Source organism: Falsochrobactrum tianjinense (genome assembly GCF_019100495.1).
Taxonomy (GTDB): Bacteria; Pseudomonadota; Alphaproteobacteria; order Rhizobiales; family Rhizobiaceae; genus Brucella; species Brucella tianjinense.
On record NZ_JAHRVA010000008.1, the window covers coordinates 98,302 to 124,266 of the forward strand.

Consider the following 25,965-nt stretch of genomic DNA (forward strand, 5'->3'; position numbering starts at 1 on the left):
GTGCCATGGTGATTGAAGCCAAAACGAAGGAAACCACCGCGCCGCGCATCCGGCTCGGCATGGTCGGCGGCGGGGCAGGGGCATTTATCGGCGGCGTGCACCGTATGGCCTCGCGCCTTGATAATCGCTTTGAACTGGTTGCTGGTGCGCTTTCATCCTCGCCGGAAAAGGCGCGGGATTCCGGGCGCGAGCTTGGCCTTGCGCCGGACCGCACTTATTCCAGCTACAGGGAAATGGCGATCCGCGAAGCGCGGCTCAAGGATGGCATTGAAGCGGTTTCGATCGTGACGCCCAACCATGTGCATTATGATGCGGCGAAGGAGTTTCTCAGGCGCGGCATTCATGTCATCTGCGACAAGCCGCTGACCTCGACGCTAGCAGATGCGAAGAAGCTGAAAAAAATCGCGGATGAAAGCGGCGCTTTGTTCGTCCTCACCCATAATTATACCGGCTATCCTATGGTGCGGCAGGCGCGCGAGATGATTGCCAATGGCGAGCTTGGCGATCTGCGCGTGGTACAAGTGGAGTATGTGCAGGATTGGCTGACCGAGGCGGTGGAAAAAACCGGCGCGAAGGGGGCTGTGTGGCGCACCGATCCGGCGCAATCGGGCCTTGGCGGAGCGACGGGCGATATTGGCACCCATGCCTATAATCTGGCTTGCTTCGTGACCGGCCTGACGCTGGAAAGTCTCGCCGCCGATCTCGACAGTTTCGTCGAAGGACGCCAGCTTGATGACAATGCCCATGTGATGCTGCGTTTTGCGGGCGGGACAAAGGGTATGCTCTGGTGCAGTCAGGTGGCTCCTGGCAATGAAAATACGTTGCGTCTGCGTGTCTATGGCACCAAAGGCGGGCTGGAATGGGCGCAGGAAGACCCGAACCGGCTCTGGCATACGCCCTTTGGCGAGCAGAAGCGGCTGATAACGCGCGGCGGTGCGGGAACGGGAGAGGCCGCAGCGCGCGTGACCCGCATTCCCGCTGGCCACCCGGAAGGCTATCTGGAGGCTTTCGCGACGATCTATTCCGAGGCGGCCCATGCCATTGAAGCGCATCGGCGAGAAGCAAAGCCCGACAGCGCGGTCGTCTATCCGACCGTGGATGACGGTTTGCAAGGCGTGGCATTTATCGATGCCTGTGTACGTTCCTCACGCAAGAATGGCGGCTGGGTCAGCCTTTAGAGCTATTTTTCGAGAGAGGGGAAGGGCGCCTTCATCGGGCGCCCTATCTTTTTGTTGGTAGCATTATCCGGACGCAAAATCGTTACACACTTTGCTGGAAATGCTCTGGTTCAGACGTAACGATTGACCACGTTTTCCAGATATTCCTGACGGCCTGATTTCGGCTGTGGGTTAATACCCTCCGCCTCGACTTCCGCTGCGATCTGGTCGAGGGAAAAATCGCTTAAAAGCTGTTTGCCGAATTCACCGTTCCAGCCTGCATAGCGTTCTTCGAGCGGTTTCGACAAAGCGCCGTCTTCGAGCATTCGTGCCGCTGCCTTCAGCCCGCGCGCGCAACAATCCATGCCGCCAATATGGCCGATCAGCAGGTCCTGCGGGTCGAGCGACTGGCGGCGCAGCTTGGCGTCGAAATTGGTGCCGCCATTGGTGAAACCACCGTCAAGCAGGACCTGATAATAGGCCAGCGCCATTTCCGGCACATTATTGGGGAACTGGTCGGTGTCCCAGCCGGACTGGTAATCATTGCGGTTCATGTCGATGGAGCCGAGAATGCCTAGGCTGCGCGCTAGCGCCAGTTCGTGCTCAAATGAGTGGCCGGCCAGAATGGCATGTCCCTGTTCGATATTGAGTTTTACTTCCTTTTCAAGGCCATAGCGCTTGAGAAAGCCATAGACGGTTGCGACATCATAATCATATTGATGTTTTGTCGGCTCCTGCGGCTTCGGCTCCAGCAGGATCGTGCCCTTGAAGCCGATCTTGTGCTTGTATTCGACCACGAGATTGAGGAAGCGGCCCATCTGGTCGAGTTCGCGCGAAAGATCGGTGTTGAGCAGGGTTTCATAGCCTTCACGCCCGCCCCAGAGCACATAATTCTGCCCGCCAAGACGCTTGGTTGCGTCGATGCAGGTTTTCACGGTCGCCGCTGCAAAGGCGAAGACGTCCGGATCGGGATTGGTCGCCGCGCCCGCCATGTAGCGACGATTGGAAAACAGATTGGCCGTGCCCCATAGAAGTTTGACGCCGGTTTGCGCCTGTTTCTTCTCGAAAATATCGACGATTTCATTCAGATAGCGGGTGTTTTCGGCGAAGTTTTTGCCTTCAGGGCGTATATCAGCATCATGAAAGCAGTAAAAAGGCGCGCCAAGCAGCGAGAAAAACTCAAATGCCACATCGGCTTTCAGCTTCGCCGCATCGAGTTCGTTTGAAAACCACGGTCGCTCGAAGGTACGTCCGCCGAACGGATCGCCACCCTCCCAGGCGAATGTATGCCAGTAAGCAACCGCGAAGCGCAGATGATCCTCCATGCGCTTGCCCAGCACTATTTCATCACGGTTATAGTGGCGGAATGCCAGCGGATTGTCGCTGTCCGGCCCTTCAAAGCGTATTTTCTCGATATCGCCGAAAAATCCGCTGCTCATTTTCATCCCTCCCACAACTGTTCGAATTGCTCAGGCAAGCGCATGCAATGCCGGATAAAGCGCGTGATAGCGCTGATAGGCTTCGTCATAGGCCGCGCGCAGCGCCCGTTCGGGTTCGATTGCGCGTGCGGTGGCGGGCTGCGTGCAGATCACAAACGGATCGGCTCCGGTCGCGGCGATCAGGCCAAGACGCGCCGCGCCAAAGGCTGCGCCGAAATCGCCTTCTTCCGGCAGCAGGATCGGAACATCCAGTGCCGTGGCGATTGCCTTGAGCCAATATTCCGAGCGCGACCCGCCGCCCACGGCAATCAGGGAAGTAATTTCCGTACCCGCTGATTGCAGGGCCGCGAGATTGTCGCGAATGGCGAAGGCCACGCCCTCCAGCACCGCCTGCGTCATCGCGTTGCGATCAGTTTCATGCTCCAGTCCCGTGAAGACCCCGCGGATTTTTGCGTCGTTGTGAGGCGTGCGCTCGCCCGACAGATAGGGCAGGAAAGTAACGCCGCCGGGTCGCTGCAACTGCTTGCCCAGCGCCGCGTCGAGTGCTTGCGGGGTTGTGCCAACGATATGCGAATACCAATCGAGCGCGCTTGCGGCCGACAGGATGACGCCCATCTGATGCCAAGTGTTTGGCAGCGCATGGCAGAATGCATGAACGGCGCTTTCGGGCTTTGGCTGATAGGAACCGTTGGCGGCAAAAAGCACGCCGGATGTGCCGAGCGAGACGAAAGCGTGGCCCGGCCTGACTGTGCCCATGCCGCAGGCGGAAGCGGCATTGTCGCCTGCGCCGCCCGCAATGACCGGATGATTGGCCAGCCCCCATTTTGCGGCAAGTTCCGCCCGTAACTGTCCCGCCGGGTCGCTGCCCTCCACAAGCTTGGGCATATGGCTTTCATCAAGGCCGGTTTTCGCAAGCAGTTCGGGCGACCAGCGCCGCGCTCCCATATCGAGCCAGCTGGTACCGGAAGAATCCGACATGTCGGAGAAATATTCGCCGCTCAGCCACAGGCGCAGATAATCTTTCGGCAACAGGATTTTACGCGTGCGCGCGAAAATATCGGCCTCGTTGCGCGCTACCCAAACGAGCTTAGGCGCGGTGAAGCCCGGAAAGACGATATTGCCGGTAATGGCGCGAAAGGCGGGGTCGGCGTCGAGTTCGGCTGCTTCCTCGTAGCTGCGCGTATCGTTCCATAAAATGCAGGGGCGCAGAACCTGACCGCTTTCATCAAGCAGCGTCGCGCCATGCATCTGGCCGGAAAGGCCGATGCCGGAGATGGAAGAAAATTCTTTTGGGTAGGCGGAGCGCAAGCCATCAATGGCGCTCTCGCATGCCTTGATCCATTGTGCCGGGTCCTGCTCGCTCCAGCCGGGATGCGGACGCGATAAATCCAGATCGCCATGCGCCGAACCGATAGGGTTTTGGTCATCATCGATCAGCAGCGCCTTGACGCCCGATGTCCCAAGATCAAGCCCCAGATACATTTTTACTCCGTTTCCGCCAAATTGCGGCAGTCCGATTGCGGCAGATTATCTTTGAGAAATATCTCGATGCGGATGTGTTCCTGCCCCGGCACGATTGCAAGACGATCCGCCGAGGCTTTCAGCACGCGAATGGCGCTGCGGATTTCATGGCCTGCATCCTGCGCCAGAATCGCATGGATGAGACCCTGCCGCAATGCCTGCGCGGTGATGCCATCGCGTTCATGGGCAACGACCAGCGGGCGATCAGCATGGGCCGGAGCGGCGGCAAGCGCCTCGACGAGCCCTCTATTGCCAGCGCCAAGGCTGTAAATGCCGGCTATGTCCTGCCGGTGGGCAAGCAGGTCCCGCACCAGTTTCTCAACCCGTTTTCCCTCATCCAGACCTTCAAGCACCGGCAGAATCTCCCGGCCGGGAAAATCCACCTGCATGGCGGTGCGAAACCCGTCATAGCGCTCCTGATGGTCACGCACTTGCAGGGAACCGGCCAGTACCGCTATCGCGCCTTTGGTTCCATTGGCAAAAAGTCCGAGCAGCCGCGCCGCCGTGCGTCCGGCAGCGCCATTGTCGATGCCGACATAATGAGCGCGTGACGAATGGCCAAGATCGGAAACCAGCGTAACCGCGTGAACGCCGCTTTGTGTCAGCCGTTGGCAGGCCGCGCGTACCGGATCGGTATCGAGGGCAATAAAGGCGACCCCGTCTGGCTGGTGTGCGGTGCAGGCGTCAAGCGCTGCAACAAGGGCGGCTTCATCGAATGCCGGTACGAGCACCAGATTGATCTGGACCCGCTCGGCCATGGCGTGTTTGATGGCGGTTTCAAGCTCCGTGCGCAGGCTGAGCATGAAAGTATTCTCATTATCGGGCAAAATAAAATCGAAACGGTAGCGCCTGCCGCGCGCGAGATTGGCAGCACCCACATCGCGTACATAGCCAAGCGCATTCATCGCATTCATCACCCGTTCGCGGGTTTTGGCCCGCACGCCGGGGCGGTCGTTGAGGACGCGGTCCACCGTGGCGAGACTGACGCCCGCAGTTCTGGCTATATCATGCACGGTGGATTTCATTTTCGCTCCTCATGCGCAAACATAGGATCAAAAATGAGGTACGTAAATCAGAAAAATGCCGCCACAGCTTTTTGTTCATCTATCGATGATATTCAGTATGGAAAAGGTGTTTTTGACGCGAAGCCATACAAAAGTTTTAGTAGGCCATGCAAAAGTTTTAGTAGATTGTAATTCCTTGTATTATTTGTGCTTGTGGCCGTTAGTGGCCGAAGCCTGACGGAAGAAGCCATTCTTGACTGACGATATTGCCCATACCGAACTTATTGCCGTCCTTGTCGCGGTCACGCGCGAGCAGCCGCGTGTCATGACTGTGCGGCAGGGGCAGGCGCTGCCGTCTGGCCCATTCGAGACGGAGCATCGTTCGCTGCAAGCGGGTTTGCGCGCCTGGGTTCAGGCAAGGACTGCGCATCCTGTGGGTTATCTCGAACAGCTTTATACATTCGCCGACCGCGACCGCCATCCTGATGGCGAGCGTATCATCTCCATCAGCTATCTGGGGCTGGTGCGCGAGGATGATGCGGCGGTGGATCAGGCGGGATGGCGCGGCTGGTACGACTATCTGCCATGGGAAGACCATCGGCAGGGCGTGCCGGAAATCGTGGACCGCCTGAGCAACGGGTTGCGCGTCTGGGCACATCAGGCAGCGTCCTCCGAACTGACGACCCAGCGCCTGCGCCGCATCGCTTTCGCTTTCGGGCTGAATGGAGAGCGCTGGAACGAGGATCTGGCGCTTCAGCGCTATGAACTGCTTTATGAAGCCGGGCTGGTGATGGAGGCGGGCAGAGGCGACGAGGAAAATGGACGGCATATGTTTGCCGACCATCGCCGTATTCTTGCAACCGCCATTGCGCGGCTGCGCGCCAAAATCAAATATCGGCCCGTTGTCTTTGAGCTGATGCCGGAAAGCTTTACACTTTTGCAGCTTCAGCGAGCGGTCGAGGCGCTGGCGGGCCTGCGTCTGCACAAGCAGAATTTCCGTCGGCTGGTCGAGCAGCAGGATCTGGTCGAGGACACCGGCGAGAGCGACAGCGAAACCGGCGGGCGCCCGGCCAAGCTGTTTCGGTTCCGCTATTCGATCGTCGAAGAGCGCGCCCTTTCCGAGCGCCATCTGGCCGGAACAAAATTACCTGTCTCCCGCGATTGACAATATGCTCCCATTGAGTATATCTATATCCCATTAAAATGCTCATTATGAGTATAAAGAGATGGCTTTGCTTACGGCAAGCCATACACTGCTGGGAGGCTGTCGTGAACGAATTTGTTTCCGTCTCGAAACTTTATGACCGGGTGGCCAGTGTGCTTCCGAAGGTTGAATGGCTGGGCTTCGAGGATGATGTGGCGGCAATCCTCGAACTCAAGCGCAAGCGTAATGCTGTCATCCTTGCCCATAATTACCAGACGCCGGAAATCTTCCACTGCGTGGCCGATATTGTCGGCGACAGTCTGGCGCTGGCGCGCAAGGCGGTGGAGGTCGATGCCGATGTGATCGTGCTGGCGGGCGTGCATTTCATGGCCGAGACGGCCAAGCTGCTCAACCCGAAGAAGACGGTGCTCATTCCTGATATGGAGGCGGGCTGTTCGCTGGCTGATTCCATCACGCCTGAAGACGTGGCGCTTCTGCGTCAGGCGCATCCGGGTGTGCCGATTATCACCTATGTCAATACGTCTGCTGCTGTAAAAGCCGCGTCCGATATTTGCTGCACTTCCGGCAATGCAAAAAAGGTCGTCGAGTCGCTGGGCGTTCCGCGTGTTCTGATGATCCCGGATGAATATCTCGCCCAGAATATCGCACGCGAAACCCATGTCGAAATCCTCGCCTGGCATGGCCATTGCGAAGTACATGAGCGCTTCACGCCCGACGATATTCGCGAGCTTCGCGAGAGCCATCCCGGCATCATGGTGCTGGCGCATCCCGAATGTCCGCCGGAGGTGGTGGAAGCGGCGGATTTCGCCGGTTCGACTGCCGTCATGTCGGACTATGTGAGCGAGAGAAAGCCGCAACGCGTCGTGCTTTTGACCGAATGCTCGATGAGCGACAATGTCGCTGTCAACCACCCGGATGTCGAATTTATCCGGCCCTGCAATCTATGCCCGCATATGAAGCGCATCACGCTTGCCAATATTCGCGAAGCGCTGGAACATAATCGTCATGAGGTCAGCGTTGATCCCGCCATTGCCGGACCAGCGCGCCGGGCGGTCGAACGGATGCTGGCCGTATGAGCGCCGTCCCCGTCCTTGTGGTGGGCAGCGGCCTTGCGGGGCTTATGACGGCACTGTTGCTTGCTCCCCGGCCTGTTTTGCTGGCGACGGCTGGAAAGCTGGGATTTTCCGGTTCCAGCGCGCTTGCGCAGGGCGGGATTGCGGCAAGCCTTGGCGCGGATGACAGCCCCGCCCTGCATCTGGCGGATACGCTGGCTGCTGGCGATGGGCTGTGCGATGCAGATGTGGCCGCTGGCACTGTCGGCTCAGGCGGCGAAGTCATTGCCGCGCTTGAGAGAAACGGGGTCTGTTTCGACCGCAAATCAGACGGCTCTTATGCGCTTGGTCTGGAGGCAGCACATAGCCGCCACCGCATCGTTCATGTCGGCGGCGATGCAACAGGCGCCGGTATCGTTCGCGCGCTGGTCGCGAAAGTGCGGACTACACCGTCGATTGCGGTTATGGAAGATACGCGCGTCTTGCGGCTGTTGAAGCAGGATAATTGCATTGTCGGGGCATATCTTGAAGGTGTCGGCCCGGTTGCGGCGTGCGCCGTGGTGCTGGCTACTGGCGGCGCGGGCGGGCTTTATGAGGAAACCACGACACCCAACGGAAATCTGGGGCAGGGGGCTGCGCTGGCGGCTCGCGCAGGCGCGCGGCTTGCCGATATGGAGTTCATGCAGTTTCATCCGACTGCTCTGGCTGTCTCTGCAATACGCCTGCCGCTGGTCAGCGAAGCGGTGCGCGGTGAGGGTGCAATTCTCGTCAATGATCACGGCGAGCGTTTCATGCTTGACCAGCCGGGGCAGGAACTTGCGCCGCGCGATGTGGTCGCACGCGCCATTGCGAGGCAGCAAGCGCTCGGTCACAAAACCTTTCTTGATGCGCGTTACGCGCCGGGAAAAGATTTCGCACCCCGTTTTCCGGGTATAGATGTCTTGTGCAGGCAATATGGGATCGACCCCTCGCGGGACCTCATTCCGGTAGGTCCTGCCGCCCATTATCATATGGGCGGGATAGAGACTGATGGTGCGGGCCGCACCAGCCTGTCCGGGCTGTGGGCGGTGGGCGAGGCAGCCAGCACCGGCCTGCATGGCGCCAACCGGCTTGCCAGCAACTCGCTGCTCGAAGCGACCATCATGGGGCTTCGTGCTGCACGCGCCATTGCCGATGCGCCTGATCATGCGCCTGCGCGTCTTGCACCTTTGAGCCTGCCGCCATCATCGCCCGATCCCGCTCCGGTCCGAGGGATCGTCTCACGCCATCTTGGCCTGCTGCGCGACGAGAACGGGTTGCGCACGGCGATAGGTGCACTCCTGCCGCTTGCCGATGAGGATGATGCGGCTGCGGTGGCGCTGGTGATGGCGGTTGCGGCCTTTGAGCGGCGCGAATCGCGCGGTAGCCACGCGCGCACCGATTATCCGGACAAAATAGCGGGCAGCACCCGCAGCTTTCATACGCTGGAAACGGCCTTTGCGCTGGCGCGCCAGATCGCCGTTCAACAACCTGTATCGAGGACCGCCTGATGAATTTTCCACGCCTTTCCCCTTTGCTGGTCGAGCCGTTGGTACGGGCCGCACTTCTTGAAGACCTTGGGCTGGCTGGCGATATTACCAGCAATGCGGTTGTCCCGGAGGATCATCGCTCGGCCATGGAGTTCAACCTGCGCCAGCCGGGCGTGGTTGCCGGGCTGGACGTGGCCGAAATGGCGTTCCGGCTGGTCGATCCGGTGCTGGTCTTCGAGCGCCGGGCTCGTGATGGCCAGTCTTTGCCACAGGGGACAACGATTGCTCGTGTATCGGGGCCGTCGCGGGGCATTCTCGCGGGCGAGCGCACGGCGCTTAATTTTCTAGGCCATCTTTCGGGCATTGCCACCGCTACAGCCGGGCTGGTCAAGGCCGTCGAAGGCACGAAAGCTGCGATTGTGTGCACGCGCAAGACAATGCCGGGCCTGCGTGCCTTGCAAAAATATGCCGTGCGGGCGGGCGGCGGCATGAATCACCGCTTCGCGCTCTATGATGCTGTGCTGATCAAGGACAATCATGTTGCGGTCGCGGGCGGCGTGCGCGAGGCTATCGCGCGTGCCCAAGCCGGTGCGGGTCATATGGTCAAGATCGAGGTGGAAGTCGATACGCTCGCACAGCTTCGGGAAGTCATGTCCATCGGTGTCGATGCGGTGCTGCTCGACAATATGTCGCCAGCGCAGTTACGCGAGGCGGTAGCGATCATCGATGGCCGCGCCATTGCCGAAGCATCGGGCGGAATCACGCCGCAAACGGTGGCGGAGGTCGCCGCAAGCGGCGTCGATCTGATTTCCATCGGCTGGATCACGCATAGCGCGCCCAATCTGGATATAGGGCTCGATTTCGAGGTGGTTTGAAATATTGTGCGCAAGAAAAACTGGAGTGAGCGACAAGGATTCGAATTCTTGACCTCCTAACCTTGGCAAGGTCGCGAACCACCTACGCCACGGTATCCAGAAAACCATAACTTGCTGCCATTACATAATAATTTATATTCCACCCTAGGGCATATCCCGGATATGCCCTAGGGTTTCTGTTCTGTTGCTTACAATGGCCGGGGTGATGGGCTACCCGGATTTATGTCCCAGACAGCGCCTTCAACCGGTCAAGTGCCGCAGCAAATCCCTTCAACGACACGGACAGAAGCATTTCCTTCTGATCCGTATCCTGAACCTTGATCTTCAGCAGCGTACCCGAACGCAGCGCATCGGCCATGTCGGGATCGAAATTCAGCCGCGCGACGCATCCCGCAGGCAGGCAGGTCAGGAACCTGACGGGCTCTTGCGGTTTTTCCTCGTCGACCTGAAGGACAACACCAGCATCGAGCAGAAGCCCGAAGGGAAGAACCAGATTACCCGACAGGCCGTCTTTGGCACCATGCTGCAATTCAATGGCCAATACCCGTTGGCCGTTGCGCTGCGCCTGTTGCTGTGAAATCGCACAGACCCTCTGCGGGGCGCTTTGGCAGGAAAGACTCCAGGTCTCGTAGTTCTCTTGCAGAGAGGACGCGCCGCCCGGCAGCTGTGAACCTGCTCCCTGAGCGCCCGCAAATGTCGTCAGCGCCGTGAAAACGATTGCCGCCGCCATTCCGGTCCTGGAGAAATCGAGTATTCGCAAGCTAGTCACCTTTCTTGTTGCAGTCCGCGGAAATCCGCTTGCCGCCGTTACCATTTCACCATGAAGCCGAGCTTGGCGCCTATGCTCTTGCTATCGCCGAAGTCCTTCAAGCTGGTTTTGGCAAGCGCTTCGCCATAAAGCGCATAGTGCCCGTCATCCCAGCTCAGCGTTCCACCCATTCCGATGCCGCCCCACAGCGCCTGATTGCGGCTTGAGAAGCCCACACCTGAAACATCGACATCCGAACCGTTCAGGAAATCGTAGTAGACGTTGGCAATGCCATAAACGTGGGATCTGCGAACCTGTCCAAGGCTATCGGTCCACTGGCGCTCATAGTTGCCGGACAGGCCAAGCCGGCCAAGCAGACGATCCCCGTCACCGGCCGATACCTCCGCGCTATACGGATCGGTAAACCGGCTGAAGCGAACGGACGAATAAGCCAGTTGAGCCTGTGGGGTCAGCGACCAGCCGTCCTGCAATGCGATCTTCTGGCCCGCTTCGATGCTAAGCGCATAACCGAAACCGTTATTGCCCTCGGCAAGTGTCTTGCCCAGCGTCGCGGACTTGATATCGCTGTCGTACCAGGTGAGCTGCGCCTGGGCGTCGGCATAGAAACCGTTCTCGCCATACCAGGTCATCGTACCGCCCAGACCGTAGCCGGTCGTATCGATGGAGCCAGTGCCGAAAACCGACATGATGCTGGACGAAACCGTTCCGAAATGAGCGGTCACGCCGCCGATAAGAATCCCGCTTTCGCCCTCATGCAGCATGCCGTCCAGACCCGCCTGCAACTTCCAGACAGTCGTATCGTAATCGGACACGGTAGTGGAACGTTCCGGCGTGATGCTGGAGTGAGCCGCTTCGATGCGGGCCCAGATCGCGCTGCGGTCGACCGGTCCCGCGCCGGGTACATCCGCTCCCTGCGGCGTCGCTTCAGCACCCCACGACCGGTTGCCGACCCGCTGCTGCAAGGTGCCGAGCTCATTGAAGCTCTGCAGCACATTGGCATAGGCCTCATAGAGCGGAACGCCTGGCGCATAGAGCGGCTGCGGCTCCGGATTATTGGGATTGAGATAGGTGGAACGCAGATACCAGTCGCCATCTGCCGGCGTGCTGATACCGTCCTTGTAGAGCCGGTATGCATAGGCCCCGCCCACGACGGCCTTCTCTCCCTGGAAGAGATAATCGCCAAGCAGGCTGAAGGTCCCTTCCGACTTGCCGCCGACATCGATGATCTTGATGCCGTTTTCAGTCTGCGCACCACCGCCGCCGAGATTGACCACCTTCACATTGCTGGTGCCGGAGGTATTGCCGGTCACGACCAGCCGGTCAGCCTTGGACGAATCGCCGCCAAGTTCCGCCTCGATCTCCAGCGTACCGTCACTTCCGCTATAATTGCCGTCAACCGTCAGCGTACCAATGGAAACGCCTGGCGCCACGGTGCCGCCCTCGAAGTTATTGGTGTCGCAGACCGTTCCGTTGCCCTCAAGCCTGCCGCCTGAGAGAACGTTGACATCGCCGCACAGACTGCCGCTGACTTCCAGCACACCTTCCTGCACGGACGTCGTACCCGCGAAAGCGGAGTTGTCGGACGCAATATCCAGCCTGCCGCCGCCCAACTTGTGCAAATTGCCCGCACCGGAAATGAACCCGTTCCAGGTCAGCACGGTCTCCGCATCGGTACGCACATTGACCTCACCGAGCGCATTGAGCTGGCGCGCGGTTTCGAAGCTCGCGGTGGTGTTGAGCGTGCCGCCATTGAGACTGACTTCCCCGCTCGCTTCGCCCAGATTGGCATCGGAGGAGACCGCAAGCGTGCCGCCGTTGACAGCCGTACCGCCGGTATAGCTGTTGGCTCCGGTCAGCACGAGTGTGCCGAGATCGGTTTTGACGAGCTGTGTCGATCCGGTCAGTTGCGACGAAATCGTCGCCGTGAAACCGGCACCGTCGGTTGTGCCGTCGCCTACACGGATTGTCGAGGTCGTTCCGCCGGTCAGGGCAAGATCATCACCCTCAATGACATAGCCGTCACTTGCGAACTGCATGCCGGAAGCCGTCACATTACCAAGGCTGTTATCGACCGTTACCATACCGGCTTTCCCCGCGAAGATCGCGAAGGAGGAATCGGAATATGGCGCGTTGATGGTGCCGGTGCTGTCGGTCCAGTTTTCATTACCGATGGAGCTCTGCCACAGGCCGTCGCCGCCATCCACAACACCATTGTTTTTGGGGCCGGCATTGCCATCCCAATAATTCAGGGACAGCCCGTCGGTGGTCACCAGATTGACCTGATTGGCAATCGAGGTCTGCACATAGGCGCCGGAGGAAGGTATGCTGCCGATGGACAATCCGTTGTCGGTCAGCGCGCCGTCATAGCTGAACACGCGATAGACGCCCGGTCCGAAAGAACCGCCCGGTGTGACCGAGACATTGATCGTGCCATCAAGAACCAGATTGCCGCCCACCGTCGTCAGGTCGTTCAGCGATCCGCCAACTTCATTGGCCGAACCAAAGCTGTAATTCAGGATCGAACCGCTGCTGAGGCTGAGATCGCCGAGAATGGAAAGCGTACCCGGCGTACCATCGGCATCGCCCGGATTGAGCGTTCCGCCATCTGAAATCGTCACGTTGCCGCCGATAATGCCCTTGCCGCCCAGCGACGCCCCGCTCAGAACCGAGGTCGCGCCGTTTGCTGCCGTCTGGTCGCCATTGACGAACAGCCCACCGGCAGAAACTGTAGTATCACCGCTGTAGCTGTTGGTGCCGGTGAGGATCAGCGCGCCATTGCCGCCCTTGGTCAGGGCACCCATTCCGCTGATCAGTCCGGACAACGTCAGTTCGGCATCGGTCTGGAACGAGCCGCCGCCTGCGAGCAGGCCTGCATCGCGTGTGGAAGACATTGCTGCTGTGTTGCGCAAGGTGCCGCTGTCGAAAGTCAGTTGCCCCGACAGAGCACCAAGATTGCTGTCATTCGAGATTTGAACCGTACCGCCATGGATCGCCGTACCGCCGCTATAGCTGTTGGCGCCGTCCAGCACCAATGTGCCCAGATCGGTCTTCACCAACTGGCTGTTGCCCGTCAGATCGGAAGCGATCGTCGCCACATAACCCGCACCGGGCATTGTGCCGTCGCCGACGCGGATCGTCGCCTGCGGGCCGTTCAGAGCGATGCTGTCGCCCTCGACCAGATAGCCGTCGGTAGCGAACTGCATTCCGGCAACCGTGATGGCGCCTGCACCGGCATCGACAGTGACATTACCCGCCTTGCCGCCGAAGACAGCAAAGCTGCCATTATCGAATGTGCCGTTCAGGTCGCCGGTCGAACCTGTCCAGTTCGCAGATCCACCCAGTTGCCAGACACCATCGCCGCCGTTCACCGCATCGTTATGATGAAGCGATGCGTCCGCACCGTCCCAGAAGTTCAGCAGCAGACCGCTCGTGCTGACGAGATTGACTTGATTGGCAATGGCCGTCTGCACCGCATGATCAGGCGATGCGCTGACAAGCCCGCCATCGGTCAGCGCGCCGTCATAGCTGATGACACGATAAATACCGGGTCCGAAATTACCGCCGGGTGCCTCGGTCACATCGATGATGCCGTCCAGGAGCAGATCGCCGTGAACAACCGTCAGGTCGTTATAGGCACCGCCGATGACGCCCGCCTGACCGAAATTGTAAGCCAGCGTTGCATTGGGCGCGATCGTGAGGTCGCCATTGATGGTCAGAGTGCCGGGCGTTACACTCAAATCACCGGGGTTGAGTGTTGCCAGCGCGCCAAGTGTGACATTGCCGCCGATAGTCCCCACGCCGCCAAGCGAAGCGCTGCTGGCCACGGTCACTTCTCCGGTCGCCAGCGACTGGTCGCCATTGATGTAAAGCGCCCCGCCGTTAACCGTCGTCTGACCGGCATAGGTGTTGTCCGCCGTCAGGATGACCGTGCCTGGTCCCTTCTGTTCAAGCGTTCCCGAACCCGAGATCAGTCCGTCAAAATTGACTGTATCAGACCGGTTGAAGGCCAGAGCGTCGTTATTGGTAACATCACCGATAATGAAGCCGCTCGTGCCGCCATTACCAAGCTGCAACGTGCCTGCCGAAATAGTCGTGCCGCCGGAATAGCTCGTATCAGCAGTGAGGACGAGTGCGCCCGCTCCCGTTTTGGTCAGACTGCCTGCGCCGGAAATCATGCCCTGCCACGACAGATCTCCATCCGTCTTGAATGTGCCGCCAGAGGCATTCAGTACGGCATCGCGGCTGGAGGCGAAGCCTGCCGTATTGTTCAACGTGCCGCCATTGAAGGTCACAGCGCCGTTGGCTTGGCCCAGATTCTGGTCTGCCGAGACCGCAACAGTCCCACCATTGATTGCTGTGCCGCCGGCATAGCTATTCACACCCGCAAGCGTCAGTGTTCCGCCACCCGTCTTGGTCAGACTGCCCGTACCGCTGACGATACCGTTCAGCGTCAGATCGGCAAGCGTATCGAATGTGCCGCCGCCCGCATCCAAAGCTGTAAGACGCCCCGAAACGATCGCTCCGGTGTTGCGTAATGTACCGCCATTAAGAGACAGGTTACCGCTCGCAAGCCCCAGATTGGAGTCGGCTGAGATCTGTATTGTGCCGCCATTGATTGCCGTGCCGCCGCTATAGCTGTTGATGCCGCCCAGAACCAGGGTTCCCTGGTCTGTTTTCTCAAGCACGGAAGTTCCGGTGAGATTGGAAGTGATGGTTGCAACATAGCTTGCGCCTGCTTGCGTCCCATCACCGACGCGGATGATCGCATCCGGACCAACCAGTTCTATGTCGCTGCCCTGCACAATGTAACCGCCGGTCGCAAACTGCATGCCGGTGGCCTGCACCTGTCCGGCACTGTTGTCGACAATGACTGTACCGGAAGTACCGGCAAAGATCGCAAAGCTGCCATTGTCGAAAGGTGCGTTGAATGTACCGGTTTCATCCGTCCAGTTCCGGCCACCGGCGGCAAACCATGTGCCGTTGCCGCCATTGACCACGCCATTGCCGTGCGGACCGGCGTCGCCGTCCCAGTAGCTCAGCGCCATTCCCGCCGAATTGACCAGATTGACCTGATTGTTGACGGAGGTCTGCAACGAGTAATCCGGCGAAGTCAGGTTCAGGCCGTTATCAGTCAGGCTACCGTCATAGCTGATGACACGATAGATACCGGGACCAAAATTACCGCCCGGCGTCTGCGTAACATTCAATGTACCGTCGAGGGTCAGATCGCCCCCGACAACCAGATGATCGTTGAGCGGCCCGCCGACAATGTCGGCTTCACCGAAGTTGAAGTTGAGGCTGGAGCCGGAGGAAAGCACCAGATCGCCATTGATGGTCAGTGTGCCCGGCGCGCTTCCCGCCTCGCCGGGATTGATCGCACCGCCATCGGCAACCATGACGTTGCCGCCGACAGTCCCCGTACCGCCAAGGGCAGCGCCGTTTGCAACCGATGTCTGCCCTGTGGCGGCAGACTGATTGCCGTTCACCAGCAGCGTGCCGCCCAGAATATTTGTCGCGCCCGCATAGCTGTTATTGCCGGTCAGGGCCGTTGTGCCGGTGCCAAGCTTGTTCACGCCGCCGCTGCCGGAAATCGTTCCGGAGAAGCCGTAATCATTGTCGAGATTGAACGCCAGCGTGCCGTTGTTGAGTACGTCCCCGCCGAGTGAACCGGCCATGGCACCGCTGCCGATCTGTAGCGTACCTGCATCGATCATGGTGCCTGCGCTGTAGCCGTGTGCGCCGGTCAGGGTCAGTGTTCCCGTGCCCAGCTTGTCGAGGCTCTCGAAATTAGTGACATTTGCTCCGTCAAGCGTGCGTCCTGCCGTGGTATCGACCTTCAGCGTATCTCCGCGACCGGTCTCTCCGCCCGTACCCGCATCGACACCGCCGCCATCGAAGACGGCGCTGTCATTGAGTACCAGCGTGTCGTTGCCCGCACCGAGCTGCAGATTGCCTGCGCCGGTGTCGAGTGTGCCGCTGACATTGATTGTGTCATCGCCTGCGCCGAGATATCCGTTGGCGCGCAGCGTTCCGCCAGCATTGACATTGATCGTGCTGGACCCGGCATCACCCGTGAAGACTGCCGTGCCGCCGGACGCTGTTTCGACCGTGCCGTTCACCGTGAGGGTGGAATTGCCATTCATGGCAATCGTCGGCGTGTCAAGGCTGCCATCCACCTGCAGCGTTCCGTTATCCACGCTGGTAGCGCCGATGCTGTTACCCGAGGCAGTCAGCACTGTGGTTCCGCTGCCGATCTGCGCCAGGCTGCCCGGACCGCTCAATGTGCCCGTGAAATCGAAAGTGTCGCTGCGGTTGATCGACAATGTTGAGGTCGGTGCAAAGACGATGATATTGCCTGCACCGGCATTGCCGGAGGTGCCGCCATTGCCGATCATCAGATTACCGTCATTGATGACGGTGTTGCCGGTATAGCTGTTATTGCCGGTCAATACCCATGTGCCGCTGTCATTTTTGGCCAGCGTGGTCTTGCCGGTTCCGTTGTCAGCGATGGTTCCGCCAAGAGTGTTGAAATCGGTGTTGGTTCCGCCAAGCGCGATGGTGCGTGCAGTATTGTTGCCCGACAGCGTTACTGCCGAAGTATTGTTGAAAACGAGCGCGCCTGTGCCGGAGGATTCGATAAAAGTCGTTCCGGCTGCCAGTGTGAAGAGCCGGTCCGTAGTGTCGCCGCTGCCGTTATAACGCAGCGTTGAACCGTTTCCGATCACGAGATTGCCCGCGGCCAGTGAAGATGCGCCGATGCTGCTGGCTTCGCCGCCATTGGACATTTTGTCGACAACCAGAACACCGCCGTTGATATTGGTTCTGCCGGTATAGGTGCTGTCAGGATTGGACAATACCCAGGTGCCTGTGCTCGCCTTGTTAAGCGATGTCACGCCGGTACCATTGTTCGTAAGCTGGGCAGCAAGCGTATTATTGCCGGTGTTTGTGCCGGTCAGGGTCAATGTCTGCGCGGTATTTGAACCACTGAATGTTACCGGCGCATTGCTGGCAAAACTGATCGCACCCGTGCCGGAGGCATCGAGCACATTACCGCCGGAAGCTCCCAGCGTGAACCGGCGATCCGTGCTGTCGCCTGACCCTATGTAGCGTAATGTCCCGCCATTGATAACGAGATTGCCGGCATCCGCGCTCGAAGCGCCGATCGAACTGTTCACGCCGCCATTGTTCAGATGAGTGACAGCCAGCACACCGCCATTGATTGTGGTCGGCCCGTCATAACTGCTGGTGGCCCCTGAAAGAGTCTGGATACCTGTACCAGCCTTGATTAGTGAACCGCTGCCCGAAATCGCACCGCTATAGGTCTGATTTGAACCATAAGTGATCGTCAGTGCGGCTCCGCCCAATGTAATTTCACCAGGTGTGCTGCTGCCGCCCTGTCCGATATAGAGCACATTGTTGTTGAAACCGGCCAGATCAACAATTGCGCCGGCATTATCCATCCGCAATCCGCTGTCGCCAAATGCGGCAGTGGATCCCGCACGCAAGGTTCCTTCGAGTGCAAACGTATGCCCGGTATAGCTATTGGCCCCTTCAAGAACCAGCGTTCCGGCACCCCGTTTTCTGAAACTGGCATTGCCGACGACTGCCCCCTCAAAGCCCAGCGTCGTTGTAGCTTCGGTCACAAAAATATCGCTTGTCCCGCCCACAGTGAGGCCGCGGTCGACGCTCACGCTGGTGCCTGTGTACTGGAGCGCTCCATTGGAAATGACAAGATTGGCTGAATCTGCGGTAGAGGCACCGATGCCGCTGGCCTGTCCGCCGTCAGCAAGACAATTTGTGCTCAGTATGCCCTTGATCGTCGTTGCGCCCGTATAGTCATTATTACAGCCGGATATGGTCAAAGTGTAGCTGCCAGTGCGCGTCAGGCCACCGGTACCGCTGATCGTACCGCTGAAGTTCCCCCCGGCGGCAACCTCAAGTGTTGCCGAACCAAGCTCGACCGCGCCGGCGCCAAAGAGACCGCCGACCGTGTTATCATAATCGTTGAGATTCAGACGCGCTCCGGCGTCGACCGTCATCGGTCCTGTGCCGAAGGCAGTCGTCGAACCGGCTTGCAACTCTCCCGCACTGACGATCGTGTCGCCCGTATAGCTGTTGTTGCCCGAGAGCAGCAGCGTTCCTGCTCCATATTTGCGCAGGCCGCCGTCTCCGACAACATCTCCGCTGAAACCGAGCGTCGTGCCAATGTCGGCAACATCGATGCCGCCCGCCGGTGTTTGCAGCGTAAAGCCGCGGTCAACACTTACACTGCTGCCTGTATATTGCAGTGTGCCGGAATTGCTCAGAACCAGATTGGCGGAGTCGCTTGACGAGGCGCCGATACCGCTGGCAAGTCCGCCATCGGCGAGCGTATTGACAGAAAGCGTACCGCCGGCAACAGTCGTTGCACCGATATAGTCGTTGCCGCCATTGGCAAGCGTCAGCGTGCCGGCACCTGTTTTCGTCAGCCCGCCATCGTCGGGGCTGGTTACTTTACCGGTGAATGTCAGGTTGGTCGAGGTATTGGCAACATCGATGGCAGCACTCGTTGCGCCGCCATTCACGACAGTAAATCCACGATCCGTAATGGTAGAGCCGCCCGTATATTGAAGCGTGCCGCTTTCCAGAACGAGATTCGCCGAGTCGCTGCTCGAAGCGCCGATGGCACTTGCGCTTCCGCCATTCCCGATGCTGTTGACGGATAAAGTGCCCTGACTGACGATCGTTGCACCGCTATAGGTGTTGGAGCCTGACAGAGTTGCGAGGCCGGTGCCGCCCTTGGTGACACCGATCGCACCGCCATTGTCCACGATCTGGGATCCAATGGTGAAATTGCCGGTGCTGTTTTGATGAATACCGACGACACCGCCGCCGGAACTCCCTGTCAGCATCCCACCCGTTATCGTCTGGTCATTCTTGCCGACACTCGGAGCAACGATAATGGTGCCGTCCACCCCAAGGGTTTGCCCGCCTGCAACCGTTACTGTGGAGGGTTTGCCAACCGTATAGCGCAAGCCACCAAGCTGAACGGTTGAGCCGACAGTTCCGAAAAAGCCGTCGACATCGGTAATATACTCTCCGTTCTGCCAGTTACCGGCATCGTCCTTGTCGGTATAATCCGCCTCGGTGAAAGCCACGATATTGCCGCCAACCACTTTGGCATAGTCGGTTCCGTTGACCGTCGCCCAGCCGCCAAGCACAGTGCTGGTTGTGGTGATGTTTCCGGTCGTAGGCAGGATAAAACTCACAATCCCGCCTGAATGAGTTACGGCCCCCAGATTGACGGTAAGGCTGCCCCCTGTACCCGAGGTCGCGCTGATCGTATTGCTGCCGGCTGTAACGCTCAGCCCATTGAAAGTCTGTTCATTGGCTGCCCCGGCACCACCTGTAATGCTGAGCCTGCCGCCAGCCATATTCAGGGCCGAAGCATTTGAAATAATATTGGAACCAGGTGCACCCGCAGCGGCGAAATCAAGCGCAAGCTCACCGCCGCCAATGATGGTGCTGCCCGTATAGGTGTTTGTGCCGCTCAGCGTCAGCTTGCCCGTACCAAGCTTCTCCAGACCGCCGCTACCGCTGATGCTTCCAGCAAAGCTCGTGCTGATGGTGCCATTGTTCGTCAGCTTGCCGCTGCCAAGTGCAACATTGCCACCAGTACCGGCCAGCGTCGGCGCAACGAGATCGTAACTGTTAAGATCGAGCGTACCGCCATTGACCGTAACGCCCGTTAGCACGCCAAAAGCAGCGGCGTTGCCAGCCCTCAGCGTGCCGCTATTGACAATCACAGCACCTTCGCGCGTGTTGGCAGCGCCGAGCGCCCAAGTGCCGGCGCCATCGCTTATGAGGTCGCCCTTGCCGCTGATAACGCCGGAAAGCGTGTTTACCCCGGCAAAGCTGCCACCGAGCGTAAAACTGTTATTGCTGGCGAGCGGATCGAGATTGACCCCACCGGAAAGTGTCAGGGCGCCACTGCCATCGTTGAGAATATTTCCCGATGCAATCGTCCACTGACGATTACTGTTCCCGCCGGTGCCAGTGTAGCTCAGCGTACCCTTATTCGAAATAGAGATGGGATCGGTACCCGCGCCGAGAGAGCTTGCAGTCCCCGCGTCCGCAAGCACCGAAGCGCGAACAGTGATGGTACTGATCTCGGATGTGCCAGTATAGGAATTGACGCCACCCAAGGTAATCGTCCGGCCAGTCTTCCCGCTGAAGTCGTACTTATCTCCGCTGAGCGTGCCCAGAAGCTCTATATCCGCATCTTCCGCGAAAAAACCGCTGGCGCCCGAAGTGAGGACATCGCCGGTTATCGACAGCGTTCCCGTACCCCGGTTACGGATGAGCGCCGCTCCCCCATACAGTTCCCAGTTGCGGTTGGAGCTGTCGCCGTCACCGAGATAGATGACATTGTCGGAATATTGGCTCGACTGGGCGAATATGATCGTGCCGTCGCTAACCGTCACCGGCGCTCCGAGGGAGCTTGCTTCACCGAGATTGCCGATTGACGTGAAATAGCTGCTGCCGGTGCCGTTGACACCGTTGAAGGTCGTGATGCCGGTATAGGTGCTGGCATCGTTGCTCATCGTGACGCCGACACCCACTGAGACTTGACCATTGCCCGTAACAAGCGCGGACCCTGCACCAGCGCCAGCCAGATTCAGCTTGCCGCCATCCCCGATATTAACTGTTCGGTTCGTATTCGCACCCGATATCGTCAACCCGACCGATGCACCAGCTGCCGTGACGATATTATTGCCAGCCGCACCCAAAGCGGCATCACTCCCCACATTGAGTGTACCTGCGTCGAGATTTATTCCGCCGGTGAATGTGTTGATGCCATTCAATGCCAGTATGCCACCTCCGGCTTTGGTCAAGCCGGATGTACCCGCGATCACAGAATTAATGGTACTCGTTCCAGTGCTGACCGTGACCGTCGGCATCACACCGCCCAGCGTTAGCGTACCGCCGCTCAGCGTATAGCCGTTCGTATTAAATGCGAGGCCATTGGCCGTGATCGGCGAGCCCAGTGTTACTGTGCCAGCCGTACCGCCAAAAATCGCGATGTCTAGTCCAGCATTGTTCCACGCAGTATAGGGGCCGCTGACCCCGTCCGCATTCGGGCTCCAGAAAGACGATGTCAGATTCCAGGTACCCGTACCGCCGGATCCGGGAGACGTCTGATTGGCATCCCAGTACTGATCAGCAGCCGCAGCCGGATAAAGCATAAGCCCGGCCAGCAAAGCCCCTGGGAGAGTGCTCGCACGCACCGCACGCGCAAAAACGGAAACAACCTGTCCAATATAGGGCGCATAGCTGGCGACCTCGCCCTTGTACTTCGTCATGCGCCCACCCCGCAGCAAGCACAGGAAAGCTCGCGCATGTGGCTGTGTTGTTCTACTTATTCTCTGAGCAACGGGATGATATCCACGCCAGTTCGACCGCTTTTTTGTCGGTGACATTATTTCTCTCCCGCGCTGCTAATTGCTTCAATAAACTCACCTGCGGTCGTCACATAATAACTGGCGGCACGCGCAGTGTTCATTGGGCTAAAAGAAAAAACACCTGCATACAGGAGCGTCCCAAAAGACTCCCCTGGACGCAATTTTCGAGCCAGAGTAATAGTCGAGTTAATGCGCCTTCTGGTTACGGGAATCGACATAATCGAGAAGGTCCTTTGTTCTGGCAGGTGTGTTTATGGTCTCAATAACAAAGATAATAATTTTTGCACAGTGTAAATAAGCTTTATGAAAAATTAGATAATACTTAATAGTTGCTTTAGTTAAAGCTAATATACTTATGGTTGTATAATGCCTGTGCAAGCAGTACGGTGCTTTTATATTTCAAGCTTTCGCGCACTACTAAAGGTTGAGGTTTCTGGCGTACTTAAAGACTGGAGCGATGAGCAACCATCGTCGACTGGTGGATCGCAACAGTTTGCGTTCTCGGTATTGATTTTTACTGATGGGTTGGAAGCTCGCTCTCACGAGCGTGTCGCAGAATGCCGTGATGGTGATGCTTTACGTCATCAATAGAGGAGGAGGCATCCATGGATGAAGTTATCATCGTTGGCGTCGCTGCCACTGTGTGTGATTGCAATGGAGCTTGTGATCGAAGGCAGGGAAGCGCTTGCGCGTCGGCATCAGGCTGATATTGGCAATGAGGCCGTATGTATCCGAACTCACGCATTTTCGTGATTGCAAATTGCTGACAAAAGTTCCTTAGATGAACGCTACAAGCAAGAGGCATTCTGTAAGATGCTTCTTAAATCATTGTTCTTCTTTAAGAAAACTGGAGCGGGCGAAGGGATTCGAACCCTCGACCCCAACCTTGGCAAGGTTGTGCTCTACCCCTGAGCTACACCCGCTCGCGCCAGTCGTTTCCGCCAAGCAGGCGCTATATGGACCAACACTTCGCCGATTGCAACAGGGAAATTGCAGGAAATGCCGTTTCCCTCAAATAAACTCTATGCTGCCCTGTAAGTAGCTGTAAAAACACTTTATTGTCCTTGAAGCCGATGGCGGTTCCGCTCCGGCGGCGAACCATATATGACTTTCAACAGGATATTTTCCGGTAAGAACCATCGAAATAGCCCGATTGCCGGGGGAAATGGAATAGATATGCCTCTGACGCCACAGGAACTTCACGATTATCTGCGCGATCTCGATATCGAGGTCAGGACTGTCGAACATCCGCCATTATTCACCGTGGCGGATTCGCAAGGCCTACGCGGGGAAATCACCGGTGGCCACACCAAGAATCTCTTTCTCAAGGACAAAAAGGACAATTTCTTTCTGGTGACGGTGGAAGAGGAGGCAGTCGTCGATCTCAAATCGATACACCATATCATCGGCGCAGCGAGCCGCGTTTCCTTCGGTAAGCCGGAAAAGCTGTTCGAATATCTGGGCGTCATTCCCGGCGCGGTGACGGTGTTCGGCGCGGTCAATGACAAAGAACATAATGTCGAGATCATTCTTGATGCAGGATTGATGCAACATGACATCATCAACGGTCATCCGCTGACCAATGAAGCCACGACTTCAATAGCGCGCGGCGATTTGATGCGCTTTCTTGAGGCAACGGGCCATAAGCCGCGTATTCTTGCCGTTTCGGAGGATGCGAAAGCCACTGTATCGGTATAGACTGCGGACGAATATTTGTTCGCCCGGCTGACTTGAAATCTGCGGACATAAGTACAAACTGAAATATCGAAACCGGTCACGCTTGCTGTCGTGCGAACCGGCAGACATGAGGAATATCCGATGACAAGCCAGAACAATCCCTATTCCAGCGCAGGCGGGCAAATGTCGGCCAATGTAACTTTTGGTGCATCGGGTGCCGCGCCGGCAGGGGCTGATCTGATCAAGGACACGACCACCGCAGGTTTTCAGGCGGACGTTATCGCCGAATCGCGCAAACAGCCGGTGCTTGTGGATTTCTGGGCACCATGGTGCGGCCCGTGCAAGCAATTGACGCCAGTGCTTGAAAACGCAGTGCGTCAGGCGGGTGGCGCAGTGAAGCTGGTCAAGATGAACATCGATGATCACCCGGCTATCGCCGGACAGCTTGGCATCCAGTCCATCCCCGCCGTGATTGCTTTCGTCAACGGCCAGCCTGCCGATGGTTTCATGGGCGCCGTACCCGAATCTCAGATCAAGGAATTCATCACCAGGATTGGCGGTCCCAGCGACCAGGAAACGGCGCTCAATGAGGCTATAAATGCCGCAGCCGAACTGCTTGAAAGCGGCGATTTCGTGCAGGCCGCCAAAATCTTCTCTTCGATTCTTCAGGCAACCCCCGACAATGTCGATGCGGCTGTTGGTCTTGCCACTTGCCTGCTGGAATCGGGCGATGCGGAAAAAGCGCGCGAAATACTGGCAAGCCTGCCTGCCGACAAGAAGGATGCGGCGTCCGTGCGGGCGCTTGAGGCCAAGTTGGCGCTGGCCGACCAGGTGAAGCTCATTGGCGATCCGATCGAGCTGGAACGCCGCGTTCAGGCGGATGGCAAGGATTATCAGGCTCGTTTCGACCTCGCGCAGGTGCGCAACGCGCAGGGACGGCGCGAGGAAGCTGCTGATGAATTACTGGCGATCATGCGGGCCGATCGCACATGGAACGACGATGGCGCGCGCAAGCAGCTTTTGCAGCTTTTTGAAGCGTGGGGCAATACCGATCCGGCAACGCTAGGTGCGCGCCGCAAACTCTCGTCTCTGCTCTTTTCCTGATCGGGAAGTCCGGAGGCGGGACTATTAGAGCATTTCCAGCAAAAGCGTGAAACGGTTTTGCGTCGGATAATGTGACAAAACAAAGATTTGGAGCGGGTCCGGTGACTCCGTTTAAACAGGAACCGCTCCAAGGGAGATTGCAATGCAAGTGGGCAATGCCCGTTACCGGACGGGCGCGGACATACCGGATGTTGTGGCGGTCTTTCCGTTGCGAGGCGCTCTGCTTCTGCCCGGCGGTAAGCTTCCGCTGAATATATTCGAGCCGCGCTATCTTGAAATGGTGGAAGCCGCCATTTCGAGCAAGCGGATCATCGGCATGATCCAGCCGCATATCCAACCGGATGAAGAGGAAAGTGACGAGCTTGACGAGACCGCAAAACCGCCTTTGAGCAAGGTTGGCTGCCTGGGACGCATAACTACATTTTCCGAAACCGGAGACGGGCGCATTCTCATTACGCTTGAAGGCATTTGCCGCTTCCGCGTGCTCGAAGAGGTTCACTGCCGCCGTCCTTATCGCCAGTGTCGCATCGCGCCATTCCTCACCGATCTCGAAGATGCGCGTGACGCCGCCAATATCGACCGCGAAGCATTGCTGCGTGCCTTCCGCGACTATCTCGAAGTGCATAATCTGGAAGCTGACTGGGACAGCATTTCACGCGCGGGAAATGAAACGCTGGTCAACGCCCTGTCGATGATGTCTCCTTTCGGAGCCGCGGAAAAACAGGCGCTGCTGGAAGCGGCGGATCTCAAAACGCGCGCGGCGACGCTGATCGCCATCACCGAAATGATGCTGGCCAAAATCAGGGATGATTATAGCTCGCGCCTGCAATGAAGATCGGGAGAAGATCGAGGAATGAAATGGCTGAATGTGAAAAGACCGATAATCTCGACGTGAAATTGCTCGAACTGCTTGTTTGCCCATTGACCAAGGGACCGCTCGAATATGATGCGGAACATCATGAATTGGTCTCGAAAAAGGCCCGGCTCGCCTACCCTATTCGCGGCGGAATCCCGATCATGCTGCCTTCGGAAGCGCGCACTCTCGATTGAGCCGCAGAGCCTTTCTGGCGCGCTTTGATGGGATATATTCCGACTGTTATATAATTTCTGATCGCGGCCTATTCTTTTTCATAAATTTCGCTGCGCTGATTATTGCTTGCCGCGCCGGTGGGTTCTATAACCCTGGCGGAACTAGAGCATTTCCAGCAAAAGCGTGAAGCGGTTTTGCGTCCAGACAAGGCGTAAAACAAATA

14 protein-coding genes and 1 tRNA gene are annotated in these 25,965 nt (G+C 58.1%); 9 read left to right on the forward strand and 6 right to left on the reverse strand.

All coding sequences use genetic code 11. The features are described 5' to 3' along the window. The first annotated feature begins 5 nt into the window (after window positions 1-5). Window positions 6-1,178: a Gfo/Idh/MocA family protein gene (locus KUG47_RS15905; protein WP_217678956.1), complete on the forward strand. Its 1,173-nt coding sequence runs from the start codon at window positions 6-8 to the stop codon at window positions 1,176-1,178. Between the two features lie 110 nt (window positions 1,179-1,288). Here KUG47_RS15905 and xylA read toward each other — a convergent pair whose 3' ends face one another. From xylA to KUG47_RS15920, 3 genes are read right to left on the reverse strand one after another with little or no spacing between them, the layout of a single operon-like run. Beyond that, a complete protein-coding gene (gene xylA, locus KUG47_RS15910; RefSeq protein ID WP_217678957.1) occupies window positions 1,289-2,596 on the reverse strand; it encodes a xylose isomerase in 1,308 nt (435 codons plus the stop codon). 30 nt (window positions 2,597-2,626) lie between these two features. Beyond that, window positions 2,627-4,078 (reverse strand): xylulokinase, encoded by a 1,452-nt coding sequence (xylB, locus tag KUG47_RS15915; RefSeq protein ID WP_217678958.1) that lies wholly within the window; start codon window positions 4,076-4,078, stop codon window positions 2,627-2,629. 2 nt (window positions 4,079-4,080) lie between these two features. Further along, window positions 4,081-5,142: a LacI family DNA-binding transcriptional regulator gene (locus tag KUG47_RS15920; RefSeq protein ID WP_217678959.1), complete on the reverse strand. Its 1,062-nt coding sequence runs from the start codon at window positions 5,140-5,142 to the stop codon at window positions 4,081-4,083. A gap of 232 nt (window positions 5,143-5,374) precedes the next feature. Here KUG47_RS15920 and KUG47_RS15925 point away from each other — a divergent pair, with 232 nt between their 5' ends. The 4 genes from KUG47_RS15925 (at window position 5,375) to nadC (ending at window position 9,721) form a co-directional block, all read left to right on the forward strand. Then, the gene (locus tag KUG47_RS15925) at window positions 5,375-6,286 is read left to right on the forward strand and encodes an NUDIX hydrolase (protein WP_217678960.1); all 912 of its coding nucleotides are present in this window, start codon (window positions 5,375-5,377) and stop codon (window positions 6,284-6,286) included. Between the two features lie 104 nt (window positions 6,287-6,390). Further along, window positions 6,391-7,362 (forward strand): quinolinate synthase NadA, encoded by a 972-nt coding sequence (gene nadA / locus KUG47_RS15930; RefSeq protein WP_217678961.1) that lies wholly within the window; start codon window positions 6,391-6,393, stop codon window positions 7,360-7,362. After that, a complete protein-coding gene (locus tag KUG47_RS15935) occupies window positions 7,359-8,867 on the forward strand; it encodes an L-aspartate oxidase (RefSeq protein WP_217678962.1) in 1,509 nt (502 codons plus the stop codon). The genes nadA and KUG47_RS15935 overlap by 4 nt, the downstream gene beginning before the upstream one ends. Beyond that, on the forward strand, window positions 8,867-9,721 hold the full coding sequence (gene nadC / locus KUG47_RS15940; protein WP_217678963.1) for a carboxylating nicotinate-nucleotide diphosphorylase: 855 nt from the start codon (window positions 8,867-8,869) through the stop codon (window positions 9,719-9,721). Before KUG47_RS15935 ends, nadC begins: the two co-directional genes overlap by 1 nt. Before the next feature lie 220 nt (window positions 9,722-9,941). On the opposite strand, the gene KUG47_RS15945 is transcribed toward nadC, so the two are convergent. The 3 genes from KUG47_RS15945 to KUG47_RS15955 form a co-directional block, all read right to left on the reverse strand. Continuing rightward, a complete protein-coding gene (locus KUG47_RS15945) occupies window positions 9,942-10,451 on the reverse strand; it encodes an invasion associated locus B family protein (RefSeq protein ID WP_217678964.1) in 510 nt (169 codons plus the stop codon). Window positions 10,452-10,528: 77 nt separating this feature from the next. Then, entirely contained in the window at window positions 10,529-21,832 is an 11,304-nt protein-coding gene (locus KUG47_RS15950) for an autotransporter-associated beta strand repeat-containing protein (RefSeq protein ID WP_254799599.1), read from the reverse strand. Window positions 21,833-22,779: 947 nt separating this feature from the next. After that, a tRNA-Gly gene (locus KUG47_RS15955) sits at window positions 22,780-22,854 on the reverse strand. A 253-nt stretch (window positions 22,855-23,107) separates the two neighbouring features. Here KUG47_RS15955 and KUG47_RS15960 point away from each other — a divergent pair. The 4 genes from KUG47_RS15960 (at window position 23,108) to KUG47_RS15975 (ending at window position 25,762) form a co-directional block, all read left to right on the forward strand. Then, on the forward strand, window positions 23,108-23,629 hold the full coding sequence (locus tag KUG47_RS15960; protein WP_217678966.1) for a prolyl-tRNA synthetase associated domain-containing protein: 522 nt from the start codon (window positions 23,108-23,110) through the stop codon (window positions 23,627-23,629). Window positions 23,630-23,749: 120 nt separating this feature from the next. Then, on the forward strand, window positions 23,750-24,712 hold the full coding sequence (gene trxA, locus KUG47_RS15965; RefSeq protein ID WP_217678967.1) for a thioredoxin: 963 nt from the start codon (window positions 23,750-23,752) through the stop codon (window positions 24,710-24,712). A gap of 142 nt (window positions 24,713-24,854) precedes the next feature. After that, the gene (locus tag KUG47_RS15970; protein WP_217678968.1) at window positions 24,855-25,544 is read left to right on the forward strand and encodes an LON peptidase substrate-binding domain-containing protein; all 690 of its coding nucleotides are present in this window, start codon (window positions 24,855-24,857) and stop codon (window positions 25,542-25,544) included. Between the two features lie 26 nt (window positions 25,545-25,570). After that, a complete protein-coding gene (locus KUG47_RS15975; protein ID WP_217678969.1) occupies window positions 25,571-25,762 on the forward strand; it encodes a Trm112 family protein in 192 nt (63 codons plus the stop codon). Window positions 25,763-25,965: the final 203 nt, after the last annotated feature.